This is a genomic window from Melioribacteraceae bacterium (assembly GCA_035362835.1).
Taxonomy (GTDB): domain Bacteria; phylum Bacteroidota; class Ignavibacteria; order Ignavibacteriales; family Melioribacteraceae; genus DSXH01.
On sequence record DAOSDY010000001.1, the window covers coordinates 697,002 to 716,243 of the forward strand.

Below are 19,242 nucleotides of genomic sequence, written 5' to 3' on the forward strand. Positions count from 1 at the left end.
CATTTTTATTTTTTCAATTTTCAATTCTTAATTACAATTTTTAATCCGGATAAGTTACGAGCAGATTCATATCAAGAAGAAGCATTAACGGTTCGTTAATATCATTTTTCGTACTCGTTTTCTTCATTAATTCTTTATGAATCATTATATACTCTTTATTTCCCGTACCGAATCCGGCTAATGGCAGAAATCTTCTTTCGGTTATTTCCAGCGGCGAAATCTGCTCTTTTTTCCAGCCGGAAGGTTCTTTAAGGAAAGGAAGAATATATTCTATCGATTCAATTACGCTGCCGCCTTTAGAATTTTTATACTCCCACAGATTGACGCCGTTCAGCTGGCCGAGCCGGAATACCATTGAATAAGCATCGAGATTAAAAAAAGAATAGCTGAGCGAATTTGTTCGTGCTTCCTCTCTGGGCTGTGATCCATCGGCTTCAATCTGGTTTTCAATAAGATTGTTTTTCAGAAAATCCCAGACCATTTCCATCAATTCTTTTTGATTCAGAAAATCGGCTATCGAACCGACCTGAAAGCACCACCATGTAGAGTGATTGTTGCCTCCCTTCTTTTCTTCCAGTCCGTTCTTACTCTCCGTCAGCCATTTCAAATAATTTCTGTACCAGTCTTTAAGTTTTGTATCAAGTTCATCATTCCATTTTCCAGATATTTTAAGAAAATTTACGCCTTCAAGAACATAAATAAGAGCACGGGAATCGATAATGCCGAATCCTCTTCCATCGCTCCGGTTTCTTATTGACTGGGCATATTGAAGATGCGGATTCATTTTAGTCTCTTCATCGAGAAACCAGACATTAATTAATTTTAGAGCACGGTCCGCATATTTTGATGAGTTGATGAAATACGATACGGCACTAAGCGTAAGAACACCCTGACTCATCATTTCGAGGTCGCGTCTGTGAGTATCGAACCGGTCAGGATTTTTCTCGCCGTCTCTTCTGATATACGGCTTCTTAGGATCAGTCGGGTCGGGCCACCAGTAAGGGCTTTCGGAGAAATAATCGTGAGGATTACCGCTTGCAGCCGGCGAAGGCGTGAACGTTACGCTCCAGGGTCCTTTTTTCATCACGATCTCTGCGATTCTCTTTAAACGGTTTGAGTAGGATAGAATTTCCGGATTACCAGCGGCAAGCTCATCTTTTATTCTAACTATTTCTTCTTTAGTAAAGAAGAGGAATCCTCTCTCTGAACTGCTCTGTGCAGAATAATCTGAAGAGAAAAAGAGAACAAAAAGAATTACCGGTACTATTGCATCAATTTTTATTTTCATCATTCACCGATAAATTTAAGATAGCTTCCTTTAAAGTCCTGGTTGCGGGCTTCAATAACCGCTTCCTCAGAAGGTACTGGTTTAAATTCAATAACGGCTTTCCCGTTAGCCATTTCAATTACAGAGCTGCCGGTTGGTGTTCCCAGATTCTGAAGCAGTTCACCGCTTCCGAGAGAAGAGAAATAGATCCTCCTGTTATAATCGAGTGCCCTGTTGCCGTTAATATCAACAGCAGTAGCGGTTATCAGATAGTTTCCGTTTTTCAATCTCTCATAGGATAGAATAATTTTATCAGCGGTACCGTGTTTCTCATAACTGTAATTCACTTCAAACTGATGTTCGGCGGATTTTCCGATTTCGCAGAACCCAACAGCTTTCAGAATATTTTTTCCTGAACTGAAATTAACACTCCACGATAAACCGGAGGCAGGAAATTTTGTAATATCCTTTTTTAATCTGCCCTGGCTTACATCGTTAAGAAACAATTCTACTTCACTGCAGTTGCTGAAAACATTCACATCCCGTTTAAGATCTTTCGGTCCGCTCCTTTCAGTCCCTGAAGGGGATTCGATATAACAGAATTTATCTTTTGTGTTCCAGTAGCTTTTAAAGACATAATACGCGTCCTTGGGATTTCCGTTACGGTCAAGAAGGCCCTTCTGATTCATGTATGGGATCGGATTCTCCGGGCGTAGAGGTGTAGGGAAATCCTTGAATGCCCATTGAGCGCTTCCGCTGAATGATGATGACTGTTCAGAATATCGTAAATACCAGTCGAACAGATCCACCATATAACTTTCGCTCCAGTCTCCCATATTAGCTATGTTGGAAATTTTAACCTGATTAACTTTTTCCTCCCATTCATCGGGACTCGCGAATCCATCTCCTGTAACCGGCAGTTCAGAATGCCTGCCCACATGACTATCTCCTCCAAACTCAGCATGGAAAAATCTTTTATACTTCTTCTGAGCATCAACAATTGCTTTTTCATAACCTTTATAAACGCCTGAATACCAGCCGGACCAGATCGATGGCGAGAAGAGATCAACAATATCGGAACCTTCATAATATTTTCTTACTGCAGTATATCTTGCTGGATCTTTTTGATGAGCAATGTCGTTAAGCTCTTTAAGAAATGAACGCAGCGAATCGTTGTTGTCGCCGTCAGGGAATTCCGGGAGCCAGTAGATCTCATTTCCCAGCGACCAGATAATAATGCTTGGATGATTATAATTCTGATCGATCATCTCATCAAGATAACTTTTCACATTTCTCTTCCAGATTTCTTTTCCCATACCGCCGCGGCACCAGGGAATTTCATCCCACACTAAAAGGCCGAGTTCGTCGCATGCTCTGTAGACTTCGGGATCCTGCGGGTAATGTGCTAACCTCACAAAATTAGCTCCCATCTCCTTGATCATCTTCATATCCTTGCGGTGCAGACTATCCGGCAATGCATTTCCGAGTCCTGCGTAATCTTCGTGTCTGTGCGTTCCGCGGAGCAGAACTCTTTTGCCATTCAGATAGAATGGACCGTTTTCCCTGAACTCAAACCATCGGTAACCGATCCGTTCAGAAAAACTGTCTATTACTTTCTTTCCATCCGTTAAAATTGCTTCAACAGAATAAAGGTAAGGATTGTCAACCGACCACAATTCGGGATTTTTTAATTCTGGGAGGGCAAGACTTAATTCCGCAGACTCCTCCTGAATTTTAATTTTCTTTTGAGTCTCGGCAACAGTTTTATTTTTGTTATTCTTCAACAGGATTTTTATTGTAAGGAAATTATTCATCGCTTTATTTTTAAGGAATATTTTTATTCCGGTTGCGGCGGATTTAACAGAAACATTGGAGATATTAACCTGCATTTTATCGATATATGTACCGGGCAGAATTTTTAAATGAACATCACGTGTAATTCCGCCGTAGATTACAAAATCTGATGTCTGGGAAGGAGGGATATCAGGGTTGTATGAGTTATCCGCTTTTACAAGGATTGTATTGTAATCGCTTTGTTTTAAAAGTCGAGTAATATCGACATCGAACTGAAGATACCCGCCAATATGTCCGCCTGCGATTTTGCCATTAACATAAACTTCGGAATAAGTATTAACTCCTTCGAAACAGATCTTTACTGAGGTGTTTTTATCCAGTGCCGGCATATAAAGATCTTTTCTGTACCAACCAACTCCCCTTCTGTAACCGGGCTGGCTATCAACAGCATCAAATTTATTCCACGTATGTGGGAGATTAATCTTCTGCCATTCTTTTACCGACTGATAAAGTTTTTCCGGTTTGTCGATATTGTCCTCAAGATAAAACCAGTTATCATTTAAAGGGAATGACTGCCGTTTTAATTTATCCTCAAATAATTTTTCTTTTTTTCTATGCACTATGCTCTTTCTTAAAGTTTCAGTGAAATAATAATCCCCGCACGGAAACGATTCATCCTTACCCCAATCTTTTGCGAAATTATAAACCGTGTGGAGGAGAATACCTTCTTCAACTTTCCTGCTGCTTTTTGTAAAGAGATAATTTTCCAATAATGAATCGGAGATTTTAAGAGCATAACCGAGGAAGCGGTCGTAATCTTTTTTCAGCTCAGTCAGTTCGGAGATAAGAAAGAAACCGCCGGCAGCAATCGCGGCGGCAGATGCGTCCCTGATCGTTCCTTCGTCTTTCAGATCGAGATCCCAGTAAGGGACAAAATCATCGGGGAGCCGGTCAATCATATAATCAGCCATCTTAACTGCAATATTCAGGAATCTTTCGTCGCCGGTATACTTATATGCGATTGCGAATCCGTGAATTCCCCACGCCTGTCCCCTCGCCCAGGTTGTTTCATCGCCGTATCCCTGATGCGTCCTCTTCTTTATCACTTCGCCCGAGTTAACATCAAACTCAACAACATGGTAGGAGGAATAGTCATTTCTAACATGCTGATTCATTGTAGTAATAGCGTGTTTGTAGGCTGCGCTGTAAAATTCACGGTTGCCTGTTACTTCGGATGCCCAGAAGAGCAATTCCAGATTCATCATGGTGTCGATTATCATCCAGCCGGCTCTGTCAGCCGTATTCAGCTTTCCCCATGCACGGATAAAATTGCCGTTCGTGTTGAATCTCTTCAAAAGCATTTCAGCTGCTTTAATTGCGGAATCCCGGTACTTCGGATCACCCGTTTCTTTAAATGCCCTTACAACGGTCGGATAGAATATGAATCCCATATCATGTGTATTATCGATCCCCGCATATTGAATAAGCCAGTCGGCATGTTTTAATGCGAGTTCTTTAAGCTTTTCATCATCGGTAATTTCGTAGAGATTCCACAATTCACCGCCAAGGAATCCGGAAAGCCAGTTAATACTCTCGTTGAATGTCCACTTGCCGTCTACAGTGTAGACAGGAAATTTATTCTGACAGATCTCCTGTTTCTTTATCAGTTGATCCTTTATTAAAGAGATTGCCGATTGCGGTAAAATATTTCCGGCACACAGAATCAAAAAGATCATGAGAGGCAATATTATCTTCATATTTTTTTTATTCATGATCGACCCAGAGAACTGGTTGACGAATAGGATAAGTTCTTATTAATTCCTCATCCGTATAATGAGCGTTAAGTTTTTTCCAGAGTTCGATATATTTTTTCTCTTTGAAAGCCAGTCCTGCAAATAAAAGGCTCTGCATCCGTACCGGAAGTTCATCGAAATGCAGCACGTCCTTTTTGAAAGTCCAGAGAGATTTATCCTCCATGAAAGGAAATATAAAATCGAATCCAAGCTTTATGCTTTTACCCGTTTCTGATCTGCAATTCCAGAAATCAATGTCATTAAGAATACGGGCAATTGTTCCGAATGCTTCTATATTAAAGAGAGAATAGCTATATGGTTTTGTTCTTGAAATTTCTTCCGGAAAACTTCCGTTGGCGGCCATCTGTTTTTCGAGAATTTCCGAATTGAAGAATTCTTTACAAAACTTAATTTGATCTGCATCATTAATGAGGCGCGCATACATAGCAACCTGAGCAACCCACCAAGAACTGTGATTGTTTCCGTTTTCCCTTTCGTCTATTCCATACTGATGAGTTGTCATCCATTCAAGAAAATAGGCGAACCATTTTTTAATTTTGCTAAGATTCTCCTTTTCAACAGCGTTCATCTCATAAAGTACTTCAACCGAGCGGGCAACCTCTATCAGATGGATCGCATCGATAAGTCCGATTCCCCGTCCGGTAACAATTCCTTTGATCGCCTGCGCGTAAAGGAAACTGGGATTCATTTTGGTCTCTTCATTCACAAACCATGCATTAATATGTTTCAATGCGTGGCGGGCATATTTTTCATCACCGGTTATTTTGAAGGCCGCAGTTAGAGCGGCGGTATGAATAGAGAACCGGATTAAAGATTTGTGGTGCGCCTCGAAATTATCAGGATTATTAATTCCGTCTTTTCTAATGTAAGGGCCGTCGGGATTATTTGGATCCGGCCACCAGTAGGTCCCTTCAGAATAATAATCGTGAATTCCGCCAGCACTCCGCTCGGACTTAAACGATGTTACCGTAACAGGTTCTTCGAGCAAATATTTCTCGGCTGAATTGATTACCCTCTCTTTCTCGATCGAGACAATTTCCGGATAGCTGATCAATCCGGTTTGCGACTGCGCCGGTATTACAGAACCAGATAAGATTATAATTCTTAGACAGGCATATATCCGATAGAACAAATTATAGTTCATTTAAGTATTACCATCTTTTTTACAGTATGGAAATTGCCGCAGCGGAGGGAGTAAAAATAAATACCGCTTGAAACATTCAGCCCAGATATAGAGAACTGTTCATGATAAGAACCGACTTCTTTAAATTCATCTATTAATGTCGCGATCTCTTTACCGAGAAGGTCATAAATTTTTAAGGAAACATGACCGGAAACAGGGATTTTAAAACTTATATTGGTTGAAGGATTAAAAGGATTAGGGAAGTTGTCGTAAAGAATAAATTCATCATCGATTAATCCGCGGCTATTCTCCTTTAGAGAAGTAATAAGCCGTTCATCAAGCTGTGCTTTGTAGAGAGAAGGAGGATTAATTCCGCTTAGATTTGTCCCTTCTATAAAACCCTGCGGCTGATCATAAGGGGCGCCCTGGGATTTCAGACCGGTGACTTTTCCGGCAAAGTTTCCAACCGAATAGTTCTGTGCCGTGGGCGGCTTCTGAATTATAACGGATTTATTCCCTCCCACTTTGCAATTCCATGCAACTGAATTAACCGAAGCCCAGCCGTGACTCGTACCATTGTCGCCCCGGTTATAAAGAGCAAGGACAATACTGGTGTTAGGGTTATTGAAGGTTATGTTATCAAAGAGGATTCCCTGGCTCCACCACCGGTGTCCCTCGCTCGAGCTATAAGTGTAATCACTTACATTATTATAGAATATGATACCAGAGACGGTACTGGTTCCGTTCGATACAAAATCATGTCTTCCGTACCTTGTATAGGAATTCTGAACTAGAATCTGCTGGGAGGCGTGGTACATATTAAAATTGTATCTGCGTTCACCGGTAATTATACTTATCGGGTCAATCGCTTTGCAGTTATCGATAGTTATACGCGATGCAGTGCTGGTCATAATTCCCGACTGACCGAAATGAAGCATCGTGCAGTTTTTAACCCACGCATCTTCAATCTGCTTCAATTCTATTGCATGCCAAGCGTGATTCTCGTCGCCGTTTGAATTTTGAGGAGTTCCGGCAGCTTCAATTTCAATTCTCAGGTCCTCAATTCCTATATTGGTTTTTAATCCGCTCCTGGAATATTTATAGATATAAGACTGTGAAAGAGATCTGTCTAGTGTATAAAACAGCGGGACATCAACAGTAATTTCATTACCCGAAATACCTGTTATATAACGGTTATAAATAATATTGATTGCATCCTGAACAGTCCATGAAGGATCAGTTGCCGTTCCGCCTCCCCCAACGGCATTAATCCATTCTTCAGTTATCGGGTGGTAAATGATGATATTATCGCCGACGTTATATGGTGAAGTACTTTCCACTGAAAAACTTTTTGAACCTACAAAAACTGTCTGAGTAGTAATGTTGGTCTTTGAACCGCTCACCTGTTCGGACCATCGGGTTAAGCTGCCGCCTCCGGCTATAAGAATCGTCCTTTGATGAGGTATATTCCCTTTACCGAATATGATAGTATGTTTGGAGGGATCGTCTCCGTCACCTTCGCCTCTGAGGATAATTCCGCTCTGATTAATTCTGATCGTACCGTTAACCTGATAACTGCCTGCTTTGAGAAGCAATGCGCCTCTGAATCCGTCCTGGCCAACAGGAAGAGCCGCGACTTCATTTATCGCATTCTGAATATGCGCCGTGTTATCGCCCTGGATTGCTTCAATAGTTTTAACGACAGGAATGAAAGGGATTTCAATTCCGCCGCCTTTAAATCCGGCGCCGCTGAAATCCGGAATTCGGTTACCTTCACTATCAGAAACATATACCAGTTTCCCGTCATTCCCGATATAGACAATATTCGATTGCCATGTCTGCGCATTTAATCCGAATGAAAAAAGAATTAGCAAAAGGGAAATATTTAGATATCTGATTCTCAAATGAACATCCGTATATTTTTTTTAACACCGGTATTATTAAAACCGGCAAAAAGAAAATCTACTTGAGGACTACCATCTTCTTAGTCTCGGAAAATTTACCGGCAGTTAGTTTATAAAAAAAAACACCGCTCGGCAGGCTGTAATTAACAGCGGAAAATTTTGCCGAATAGATCCCCGGCAAGTAAAGACCTTTCACAAGTGTTGCAATCTCAGAGCCGGTCAGATCATATACTTTAAGCTCTACATCGGTTAAAGAAATAATTTTGTATGTAATTGTTGTTTCCGGATTAAACGGATTTGGATAATTCTGCTCCAGAACAAATTTATCAGGTAAAATCTCATCATTATTTTTAATTGAGGAAACAAGCCGGATAAATTCCGGACCTGTATTATGAGGCCCGACCGGAGTAATCTTAATTTCCTGATTTGAGAATTCATCGGCACCGATATCATTAGGTTCAATCCTATCCTGTCCTTCAAAATCCCTGGTCACATATTTATAATTTGGATCTGAACCGTTTATTGCCGGACTGCCGGAAAGCAGACGGTAGATATTATCCGACCCCTTTGATAATAAAGGAGAGACATTCAGATTATTTGAAGGGAGTGTCATTCCGATCGATGTTCCGAAGAAAATATTTTTGGACCAGGTCATATTCAACGGATTATCGGTCAGAGTAACAATCGGTGATTGAGTAGAATAAAAAATATTGTTGACGATAATGCAGTCGAGCGGCGGTAGAGAAAGTTCAGAATCTTTTCCGGCTCCTATTGCAATAGAATTACGGCTGTTTACAACCGTATTGAACGCAACAATTGCCCTTTTTACCTGAAAGTACCGGTTCAAAGGAGAATTCGGTACGCCGTTCATTATAGAGATCGCAGCTTTTAAACTTGTACCGGCCGAACCTTCTATATAATTATTAAATACTTTATGATCCTCACCAATAATTCTGATTCCGCCTGAATTCGGTTTGTTACCGCAGAAGAAATAATTATTTTCAACAGTGCAGCGGTTTCCGTGCCGTAATGTCAATGTACCTTCGCAATCCTTGAATGTATTGTAGCGGTATATATTCTCGCATGATTTATTTGAAATTATTTCCGTTTCGCCGTTGCATTGTTCAAAGTAATTGTATTCAACTGTAGTGTAGGAATCCTGCATCGATGTTCCGCTGTCGCCTACACGTATTGTTTCAGCACCATTATATGGCGGTAATGTATAAGCCGGCCTGAAAGCAAAATAATTATTATCTATAAGGTGATAATTTGGAGTTGATCCGAGCCACACAACAAGAGTAGTGCCCAGATGATCTTTCCCTTTTAAGTAACAATGATCCACACGGTTATGCGTTCCGTAGAGTGAGATCCATTTGTAATCCTTCGATTTATCAGAAGGATTGTAATTAACAATCGCGGTATTAGTCAACCTGCAATAATTGCTCAGTAAACTGGAACCGTTCCTGAATTCAATAACAGCACCGGATGAACTGTAGCCGTCCTTAAAATAGAGTCCGCTTACCTCGAGGTATTTTCCGGCAATCCGTAAAGTTGATGTCCCGGTAAGTATAACCTCGCCGTCTTTTTCAGCGATAAGATAAATCCTGCTGGATGATGTTCCATTCGCCTGAAAAACAATCTGCTGATTATTCCAGATTCCTTTAGTCATAACCAGAGTGTCCCCCGGCTGAACAGTAGAGAGAGCAGCGGAAATCTGCTGTGCTGATGAGACAAAGATTTTTTTCGCCTCTAAATCGGAAAATGCGAGCAGGATTAGAAAAATCTGATATAAATATTTCATAGAGTTCTTCAATGTCATAGCCGAGGATATAAAAAAATGCGGGCCGGATATTAAATCCGGCCCTGATTAAAATGTTATTTTACTAAAAGCATCTTTCTTGTCTGGGAGAACCCGTTCGATTTAATCTGATAGAAATAGATACCGCTCGAATAATTTGCAGCATCGAAAGAGACTTTATAAGAACCGGTTTCAAGGTAACCGTTTACAAGTGATTCAACCTTCTGACCGAGCGCATTGTAAACATCGAGAGTAACATTTCCTGAGACAGGAATTGAGAAATTAATGTTCGTCGTGGGGTTGAATGGATTCGGATAATTCTGCGACAGACTGAAAGAAGTCGGGATTTCATCCTGCTTCTGAACATCGGCTCCGCCGGTAAGTGTATTTTCAGTTGTGCCGGTTACTCGTGCAAGTGCAATGTAAATAGTCTGGCCTTCAGCAAGAGGGATAGCAGGAGTAATAATGTCGCCTCCTACAATACTCTGCTCTGCGCCGAGAGTTGTTGCATGGGGAGTTGTCTGGGGAACAGCTTTCCAGGTTGCTCTATTATCAGTAGAATAAGCTACACGAAGGTTAATATTACCCGCAGCAACACCGTCATCGGCAGCATAGCCAATTCCGAGAGTATCGATTGTAATAGATCCTGCAGCACCTGTAACGCCGCTTCTTGTATAAGTAATCGCATAGTATCTTACGCCGGAGACTTTATCGATTCCGCCCTGGAACGCGCTGCTGTTATTGGCATTTCCGGTAATACATTTGACAACCAGTAAATGCCCTGTTGCATTTCCGGGTGCCTGAGATCCGACAACCACTTTGCGGATACCGCCGTTATCGCCAACACCAAAAGTTCTTCTGACATTGCCGCCGCCATTCGAAAGCCCTCTTCCGAGCCATCCTTTTGTATAACTGTTGTTCGATTCACCGGTCAGATTAGATCCGCTTGTAGAGAGATAACCCCAGATCGATTCACCCTCGGTTTCAATAATACCGTTTGTAAATGTCATCATCGTACCGCCGACAGAAGAGTTGTTGGACATATAGAGATTACCGCTCTTTAGAACAACTTTTCCTGTACCGGTTTTATTAATAACAATACTGTTAAATTCCTCGCCATAATAATTTCCTGATGAGGTGCTGGATCGATAGATTGTGTTCTGCAGTCTGATATTTGAATCAGTAGAACCGGCAAATGTTAGAAGAACCCCGTTTGAAGTGCCTCCACTATTGGACCCGGCGCGGAAGTCAACAGTACCGGTTGCTTCAACAGTCAAATCACCGTGTAATGTCATTAAATGTTCAACATAAGTATCTGCATTACCAGCAGGCGATCTGGAATTACATCTGAATCTTCCATTAGGATTAACTTTAACATTACCCAAAATTGTAATACCGCTTACAGTACCATCCTTTTGGAAATCGAGATTACCGTCAATAGTAACATCTTTGCATTCGGCGTTTGTAACATTTATAGTAACAGTATGCCCGGCTGCAACAACAACATCGTCTGCTGCAGTCGGCACAACACCGCCGGTCCATGTTGCCGGATCATTCCAGTTACCGGAAGCCGCGCTTGTCTTCTGCGCGTAAGTTGTTAAAGAGAATGTTACGAGAAGTGTAAAAACAAGTAATAATAACTTCTTCATGCTTACCTCTTTCATTTTGTTGATGATATTATTTATTATAGATTATATATAAGAGATCTATTTAAGTAAAAAAGTATAACCGATCATCAGGTTATTGGATTTTTCAAAAGCATAATTAGTGTTGCTGAAATAAGAATCGTAATACTTCAGCACTCTAAGTTCATAAGCAATATCAATCCTTCCGAAGAAGAGATTCAGACTCAGACCCAGGTTATAACTGTTAGCTTCGGGACCTCTATCAGTAACCGCAGCGCCGTCCGGAATATAAACCTGCGGTATGCTCTGGTAACCGCCGAGGAATGTTAGAAAATCGAACGCCTGATATTCAAACCCGAACCTGATTATATTTCTGTTCACCCACTTTTTGAATGAAGGGTCGTTCGTTTGAAGATCGAATTCCGCTTTTGAGTAGGGAGCGTATTCATAATCGAATGCGACTACAAATTTATCAACCGGGTTGAATCCGAGACCGAATGAAAAAATCGCCGGTACCTTGAAATTGTCTACACCGCTTATTGACCCGGTAACAGTTGTTGTATCGTTTGTTACCTGAGTATAATTCCATTCTCTCTTAAGAGTATATGGTAGGACAGCTTTGATGCCTACTTTGAATCTGTTGAACTCGTAGATCATTCCGAGATTGAAACTTGTAGAAGAATATTCTGAAGTTCCGCTTTCAAGATATGAGGCGTCGATATATGAGAACATAAATCTCTGCTGGTTGCTTAGAAGGAAATCCCCGACTCTTGAAATCGACATACGGTCGTCGCTTTCACCCCACATTAGATTAAATCCGGCCCCCAGGAAAAGATCCTCCGTTAGCTCAATTGAAAGTCCGCCTGTAATGTTATTCAACGTACCGATTCGTTCTCTCAGATAGCGTGACCACTTCATATTCATTGTTTTGAGACCGTCCACACGGGAAATATCGCCGCCGTATTCGAAGTATCCGATATGCGGATCGAGGTAAGTATCGTTCCTGTCGAAGTCGTAAAAATTATTATCTACATTAAAAGCAACGGCTGCAACCAGATTCTTTCCGGCAAGAGAAAAAGGAATTGCTGCGGCAAGATTTGTAAATCCGAATTTGTTCTTCTTCTCGGTCCAGTCGGCGGCATCCTCGCTGAAAGCATCCACACCCAGTTTCGGTTCTTTCACTAAATAATTATAGTTAGTATCCTGAGCAAGCTGGTAATCCCACTTTCCGTTATTGGCCGGATCGGGTATATAAAGACCTTCGAGATAAAAAGGAAGAGTGACAAAGTACCGGTCGGGTCTGTAATCCTGGTTCTCTCTCCACTGTCTTGAATAATTATTCGCCGATACTGTGAACTGAATCTGTTTTATTCCTGAAAGCCCGGCAGGATTTGTGAATAAGGAAGAGATGTCGCCTGAGAGAGCGGTAAAAGCCCCGCCCATCGCAGCGGATTTAACACCGTAGCTTCTGCTTTCCATCAAACCCTGGAACGAAAAATTATCGCCCCTGTGCTGGGCATTGAGTTCAACATTAGCAATCAGGCAAGCGAAAACCAGCAGGACGCTGATTAAAAACTTTTTATTGATATTCGACATTTCCATTTTGCTCCTCTGGAAAAAATTTCATTAGTTTATTTCATAACCGATTGTAAAACGATGTACCGAATCCAGATAATCCCCGTAATCATTAAATGAATAATCAATACGATAACCTTTATAATAGATTCCAACACCCGCAGAGAATCCTTCCTGGTCGCGGTTCAGAACATAACCTCCTCTAAGATAGATCAGGTCTTTAAATCCGTATTCAAAACCGACACTGTGCATCTGGTCATAATCCCTCGGCTGAATCATATCGTATGATACAAGAAGAGAATGATCGCCGGCAGAAGCAATGAGCGGATCGCTGCCGGAGAAAAGATATGACGAAATGCCGATATTAAACGTTTGGGGAAGAGGGTAGCTCTTATCAATGAATTTTACTTCCTGACCGAAATGCCTTACAGACGCGCCAATTACAATTGAACGGAAACCGGTATTAAATGTAAGTCCTCCGTCAAAAACCAGCGCCCCTGCTTTTTCGAATACAAGGTTTTCGTGAACATATTTTACCGAAAGTCCGAACGCGAATTTATCGGTAACATTCCTCGCATAGGATACGCCAAGTACCAGAGAACTCGGATTAATAACCTCACCTGTGAGTCCGGGATTATAAACGCCGTTAACGAATCCGAGGCGGTCTACTCTTGTTACTTCAATTTCACCCACACTCGAAAAGACGCCGAAGACTCCGAAGGTTCCTAATTCTCCAAAGTTTTTTGCCGCCGAAAACGAGAAATGATTTACATCCATAAACCAGTCGACAAATCCGAATGTAAAATCGAATCCGGTTAGGCGGGCTAGTCCGGCAGGATTCCAGAAGACTGATTCGGAATTACTCGCAATTGAAGTAAAAGCTTCGGCCATGCCGGTAGCGCGGGCGCCGGGCCACACTTTAAGGAACTGGAACGATGTAGTACCAACCTTTTCGAATGCAAATGAACCGGCATTTGAAGCAAGCAGAATTAAAACGACTAATAAAATTTTCTTTCTAATGATCTTCATTATGATACCTCATAACTATATCGTTATTTAATTACAATGAATTTTCCGTTTGTTTGCTCTCCGTTAGGAGTTGTTACTACATAGAAATAGATACCCGAGGCAATCTCCTGACCGTTCTTTGTCATCTGAAACCACTCGGTTGAATAGAGAGGGGTATCGTGTTCGATGGTTTCTATCAACTGACCCGAATATGAGAAGATCCGGATTGTACATTTTTCAGGCAGACCGTAAAAACCGATTTTATCTGTAACGTCACCTGTTCCCTGGAAGCCGGATTTTTGAATGAATGGATTAGGAACGGCATAAACTTTTCCAAGTTTTTCAACCGAGCCGATATTCTTTACGAACTTAACAATATTAGTTTTACCACTTTCATTGCCTTTGTTATCAACAGAAGTGACGGCATAATAACGCGACTCGCCAATTTTAAAGTCTGTATCGGAATCAACGAACTTATAAATATTTTCACTGTTTACATTTCCAAGATTAACTTCGCCAATCATACTCCAGGGACCCATACCGGCTTTGGCCCTATAGACTTTAAATTTTGAAAGAGGTCCAGTAAGCCGCGGATGATTAAAACTCTCAACAGCACGGCCCCATTCAATGTCTACATTTCCCGCAGCAGTATTAGCAACTTTAATAGCCGGAGCGGGTACAGGGACGGGAATTTTATAACTACCTGTGCTTGGATTTTTTTCGGGCCATTGCGGAACAGCAGGTTCTGATCCGAGATAAGCAGTAAATGCTTTATGCGCAACTTCGGTAACGTTTTTAACATCCGAGTTAATGTAATCGGGGTAACCGTAATCGTCGAGGTAATGTTCGGTCATAACTTCGCCGCCGATTACAATTTTTTTATTCCAGGACGGGGTTTCGTTCCATTGTTTAGTAGTATTACCGCCTTCAATTCTTTTACCAGGTTCGGCACCGTAACCGCAGACTTCTGCAAGAGCAAATCTTAACTTATCTCCTATTCTAAGAGTATAAGGGCCGGTAACAAAATTTTTCTGACCTGCGTCCGCACTTTGTCTGTAAGGATAAGCTCCTCTACCATACCATTCAGGATCGTTGCGGGGTACTTCGGGCCAAGTAGTACTATTGGCCGCATAGACACCGCTGTACCTGTTATCCGGATTGAAGAACTGGTTCATCATTTTAACAGAATTCGTATTTCCAGTACTAACTTTATTAGACCAGGGCTGTTTAAACCTGCCCTGGGAATCAATTTCGTAATATTCACCATTTAAGGTTCTAAGAATTGAAACCGCCTCCGTTTCGTTTCTTGCCGGATCAATTGGATCTACGATGGCAAGATGATTCAAATCGTAATAGAGCATTGCATAACCCGGGGCCTGCGGACTTGCAAGTCCGCCACCATTCTCGCCTGTGCTTGCGAACTGACGGAAGAGAGATCTGTTCGGTTCAGGTTTTCCGGCAAGATCTGTAATCAGGTTAGTTTGAATATCCATATTAAAACTGAGCCAGTAATCGGCATCCCAGAATCCTCTCTGGTCTCCGCGGTAAATACCGCCGTCATATTTCCACACCTGATAATGCCGCTGGTATCCATACATGGAAGGAGCAAAACCGTAATTGAAGCAGATCATTGCATCCTTCAGAATTGCGTTCTGTTCAACTGTTGAAGGATTACCGTCGGTATCTCCGGTGTATTCGAATTCGTATTCATAAATAATCATATCATCGTAGTCTGGATAGCTCCAGACTCTTGAGGTTCTAGTGACCGTAATTCCGACAGAAGTAGCCCAGGAGGCAGTAATAATTTCTTCGGCTTCATCAGGATTGTAGCCGGGATTAAGTGTACCATCCTCAAGAACCGGGAAGTTTTCTTTCCTATCTATATTAAGTGGGAATACCCATCTGCCGAAAGTAACTTCTGGTTCGGAAGCACCGATGCCGCCGCAGAACGCAAAAATTCTTTTATCCTTACCGGGCTGCCCGTCAAAATTTGCCGCAATATAAACACCGGCACCGATAAGATTATGCTGACCGCTGTATTCAATTCCGTCGACAACGGTAGCGGATCTTGCAGGCCACTCGAACAGAGGAACGCTTGTTTTATTTCCGGCTTCACCTGTCATCCAGGCTCTTCCGATCTCTCCGGTATTGAAAACAGTTTCGTGAAGCATACCGCGGCTGTGAATTCTGTATTCTCTTATCTGAGCATCAATTATTCCGGAAAGAAAAAGAGAGAGCAGAAGGGATCCGAAAAATATTTTATTAAACTTTGCGAGATTCATAAAACTTCTCCTTTAATCGATATCAGTTACAATTAGAAATTCAGGATTACACCAAACCGGAAATACCGCGGCTGGTTGCTAAGCAAATAGATTTCCTGACTAGTAACAAATGGTGAGAATTCATCATAAGTCAAAACATTTTCTCTATCGAGTTCCCATTTGGGAGTATTTCTTTCATCATTAAAAGTTCTTGAATAATGATAAACCATATTATTAAGCAGATTAAATCCTTCTCCGTAGATAGTCATATTTGTCCGTCCGAATTTGATTGTCTTTTCAATTCTCATCCGGAGATCGGTTTCGGCAGGAGTTCTCTGATTATATTTTAATCCCTGTCCTGAAACATCCCATGTATAGGGTCTGCCGGTATAAACTTTGAGAGTAAGACTTACACTCAGGTTTTCGAGAGGATAGATGTTGCCTATCTGAAATCCCTCTTTACTCGTCGTTCTGTAACGGATATTAAAGATAGCTTTATGAGTTCTATCGTAATCGAGATAAACATCTTCCGGATCCGGCAGTTCAACGGGGTCCTGGCCCTCGGCAGGTTTTTCGAAATACGAGACCGGCGCATTCAAATCGTTACTGCTTTTCCCTTTTGCAGCTTCGTAATTATATCTTATATAACCTCTAAGCTGACCTTCAGCTTTTTCAATACTTATATGGAAACCTTTGATATCGGCATAATCTCTGTTACGATAGGTTTGATAGACTGACTGCTGTTCATCATAATAGAAAGCAGTTTCGACAAGATTAGTTACATCTTTATAATATGCGCTTACATCAAGCTTCAATCCATACGGAAACGCGTTCACAAGTCCGATATCATAAGCTTTAGTATTTTCCGGTTTCAGTCGGGGATTTCCAAGAATCTGGATTTCATTAAAACTTGTCACCTGATTATAAAAGACTTGATTGAATGTCGGTCGTTGAGTGAATGTACCGTAGTTAAGATGGAAAACGGAAGTCTCGGAGACCGGAAATGAGATACCGATACGCGGCTGAACCCTTGTATAGAGTTGTGATTTTTCCTTTGCCGCGAGATCTGGATCATAGTAAAGACCTCTTTCGAGGTAAGGCTTTGAAGGATCGTAATAGGGATTTCTAAGTGGGGAATATTCATCGGCATAGTATTCAGCATTCATATTATAGAAATCGTATCTCAAACCGATATTTGCAATGAAACCCTCAAATTCAAGTTTATCCTGAATATATGCGGCCCCTTCATACGGGAATGCAGAGAACTTAACTTTTCTGTAACTACCGGCATCTACAATATTCATGTCGCGGTCTACATCGAGAGAGTAATATGCGAACTGAAGACCGGCTTTCAATAAATTATTCTTATTGAATTGAGTTAGTATACTTCCGGAAAAATCATAAGTAGTAACTTTCTGATCACCGCGGTCGTCGTTCGGTCTTCCGACGTAATAGTTTGCAGGGCCCTGGTAATTAACCCAGTTGGTTTTATTTGTATATTGCTCGAGGAACTCCCCGTCTTTAAGTAATTCAATTCGCTCTTCGTTCTTGACGTTCAGAAGTCCAAGTTTGATTTCCATAATTGTCGATTGATCGAATGTATGGTTCCAATCGAATCCGTACTGAGTTGTTACCTGCGAAGTTTGAGTTATACCGAAGGTTCTATCGAAGATCCATCGGAGCCAGTTACTGGAGAGAACATTTCTGGAATCAGAATCGAGAATGAAACGGAATTTAAACTTGTCGTATTTACTCGCTTCGTAAGTAAGATTACTCATAATCTGTCGGGACTCATCAGGATTAGTAGTAGGGACAAGAGGATTGGCAATATTCTGGCGGGCTGCAATAAACAATTTCAGATCTTTCGCAATCGGACCGCCTGTTGTAAAGTCGAGACGGTAGTCGAATGTATTGTTGTATTCTAATCCTACGTCTCTAATTGAAGTAAGCCATGCGATCTGACCGAGCCTTGCAATATAGAGGGAGTCCCTCAAAGTAGCTCTTGTAGGTAAAAGATAAACAGAGCCGAAGGAATAGCCGAGATCGAAGAGAGGCCGGCCGGGCTGAGTGGGATTTTCCATCAGCCACGCATTTGTTTCTTTAAGAAGATTATAAAAGTCGAGATTGCTTGGCGAATAAACGCTGCCTGCAAAAGTTTTATAGTAAGGAGGCGTGGTGGATGCTTCAACTCTTGTTTCCCAGGTTTCTCCTCCTTCCTTAGCAACCATGTTCACAACACCGGATTGAGCGTTACCATACTCAGCGCTGAAACCGCTTGTATAAACCTCAACCTGCTGAAGCCCCGTTACAATTGGAGAGAATGCCCTGTTGTTATTGAGCGGATTAACAATCGAACCTCCACCAATTAGATACATCGATTCTCCAACACGCCCGCCACGGAAGTGATCGTCAATAACATCGGCCTGCAGTTCAAGAATATCGGTAAGAGAGGCGACACCGGCAATGTTCTGAACGTCGGCAATATTATAGACCTGCTTTGTAGCAGTAATATCAGCTTCAACTCTTTTGGGACTGAAAGCAGTAACAACAACTTCAGCACTCTCAATAGTTTTTTCGAGAAGCGAGAAATCAACATTGGTAGTCTTATCAACGCTGACCTGTACATTAACTACTTTTTCCTCATTGTAACCGATGTAAGAAGCTTTAACGCTATAGATACCGGGGGGAACATTCAGGATAAAATACCATCCTTCAAAATCGGTAGCCGAGCCAAGCATTTCCGAAAACGGTTTTTCAACTCCGTTCTCCCATTTACCAACAATAATAATGTTAGCTCCAACGAGAGGTTCACCGGTGTTTTTATCAATCACTTTACCGGCAATCTTTCCTGTTTCCCCTGCGAATAATGAAGAAACTGAGATAAGAAAGAGTGTAATTAAAACACCGAACATTCTAGAAGTATTTCTCATTATTTTCTTACTCCTATTGGTTCAATAATTTTTTGATTCAACAAATGACAACAATTAAGGATCGCTTTTTATAATTAAACTTATTGATACTTTACCTGCTGATTCACTCATTTATAGTTTTAATATTAAACGGGCATCGGAAT

At 41.5% G+C, this 19,242-nt stretch carries 10 protein-coding genes; all 10 read right to left on the minus strand.

From position 1 onward, the window contains the following. Window positions 1–40 precede the first annotated feature (40 nt). Window positions 41–1,291, minus strand: coding sequence for an alginate lyase family protein (locus tag PLZ15_02960; protein ID HOI28694.1), 1,251 nt, complete (start codon window positions 1,289–1,291; stop codon window positions 41–43). Next, window positions 1,288–4,833: a glycoside hydrolase family 2 TIM barrel-domain containing protein gene (locus tag PLZ15_02965; GenBank protein ID HOI28695.1), complete on the minus strand. Its 3,546-nt coding sequence runs from the start codon at window positions 4,831–4,833 to the stop codon at window positions 1,288–1,290. The genes PLZ15_02960 and PLZ15_02965 overlap by 4 nt, the downstream gene beginning before the upstream one ends. Further along, entirely contained in the window at window positions 4,826–6,019 is a 1,194-nt protein-coding gene (locus PLZ15_02970) for an alginate lyase family protein (protein HOI28696.1), read from the minus strand. Before PLZ15_02970 ends, PLZ15_02965 begins: the two co-directional genes overlap by 8 nt. Further along, the gene (locus tag PLZ15_02975) at window positions 6,016–7,902 is read right to left on the minus strand and encodes a T9SS type A sorting domain-containing protein (protein HOI28697.1); all 1,887 of its coding nucleotides are present in this window, start codon (window positions 7,900–7,902) and stop codon (window positions 6,016–6,018) included. The genes PLZ15_02970 and PLZ15_02975 overlap by 4 nt, the downstream gene beginning before the upstream one ends. 58 nt (window positions 7,903–7,960) lie before the next feature. Continuing rightward, complete coding sequence (locus PLZ15_02980; protein ID HOI28698.1) at window positions 7,961–9,703, minus strand: chondroitinase-B domain-containing protein; 1,743 nt, start codon at window positions 9,701–9,703, stop codon at window positions 7,961–7,963. Between the two features lie 74 nt (window positions 9,704–9,777). Next, window positions 9,778–11,349, minus strand: a complete 1,572-nt coding sequence (locus PLZ15_02985) for a T9SS type A sorting domain-containing protein (protein HOI28699.1) — start codon at window positions 11,347–11,349, stop codon at window positions 9,778–9,780. A gap of 57 nt (window positions 11,350–11,406) precedes the next feature. Then, entirely contained in the window at window positions 11,407–12,927 is a 1,521-nt protein-coding gene (locus PLZ15_02990; protein ID HOI28700.1) for a hypothetical protein, read from the minus strand. Between the two features lie 24 nt (window positions 12,928–12,951). After that, on the minus strand, window positions 12,952–13,929 hold the full coding sequence (locus PLZ15_02995) for a PorV/PorQ family protein (protein HOI28701.1): 978 nt from the start codon (window positions 13,927–13,929) through the stop codon (window positions 12,952–12,954). Between the two features lie 23 nt (window positions 13,930–13,952). Then, window positions 13,953–16,190, minus strand: coding sequence for a T9SS type A sorting domain-containing protein (locus tag PLZ15_03000; protein ID HOI28702.1), 2,238 nt, complete (start codon window positions 16,188–16,190; stop codon window positions 13,953–13,955). Window positions 16,191–16,222: 32 nt separating this feature from the next. Further along, window positions 16,223–19,099, minus strand: a complete 2,877-nt coding sequence (locus PLZ15_03005) for a TonB-dependent receptor (protein ID HOI28703.1) — start codon at window positions 19,097–19,099, stop codon at window positions 16,223–16,225. Window positions 19,100–19,242: the final 143 nt, after the last annotated feature.

Excerpts from the sequence above, each read along its gene's own strand:
- PLZ15_02960 (HOI28694.1), bottom strand. The coding sequence starts at position 1,291 with ATGATGAAAATAAAAATTGATGCAATAGTACCGGTAATTCTTTTTGTT.
- PLZ15_02965 (HOI28695.1), bottom strand. The coding sequence starts at position 4,833 with ATGAATAAAAAAAATATGAAGATAATATTGCCTCTCATGATCTTTTTG.
- PLZ15_02970 (HOI28696.1), bottom strand. The coding sequence starts at position 6,019 with ATGAACTATAATTTGTTCTATCGGATATATGCCTGTCTAAGAATTATA.
- PLZ15_02980 (HOI28698.1), bottom strand. The coding sequence starts at position 9,703 with ATGAAATATTTATATCAGATTTTTCTAATCCTGCTCGCATTTTCCGAT.
- PLZ15_02985 (HOI28699.1), bottom strand. The coding sequence starts at position 11,349 with ATGAAGAAGTTATTATTACTTGTTTTTACACTTCTCGTAACATTCTCT.
- PLZ15_02990 (HOI28700.1), bottom strand. The coding sequence starts at position 12,927 with ATGGAAATGTCGAATATCAATAAAAAGTTTTTAATCAGCGTCCTGCTG.
- PLZ15_02995 (HOI28701.1), bottom strand. The coding sequence starts at position 13,929 with ATGAAGATCATTAGAAAGAAAATTTTATTAGTCGTTTTAATTCTGCTT.
- PLZ15_03000 (HOI28702.1), bottom strand. The coding sequence starts at position 16,190 with ATGAATCTCGCAAAGTTTAATAAAATATTTTTCGGATCCCTTCTGCTC.
- PLZ15_03005 (HOI28703.1), bottom strand. The coding sequence starts at position 19,099 with ATGAGAAATACTTCTAGAATGTTCGGTGTTTTAATTACACTCTTTCTT.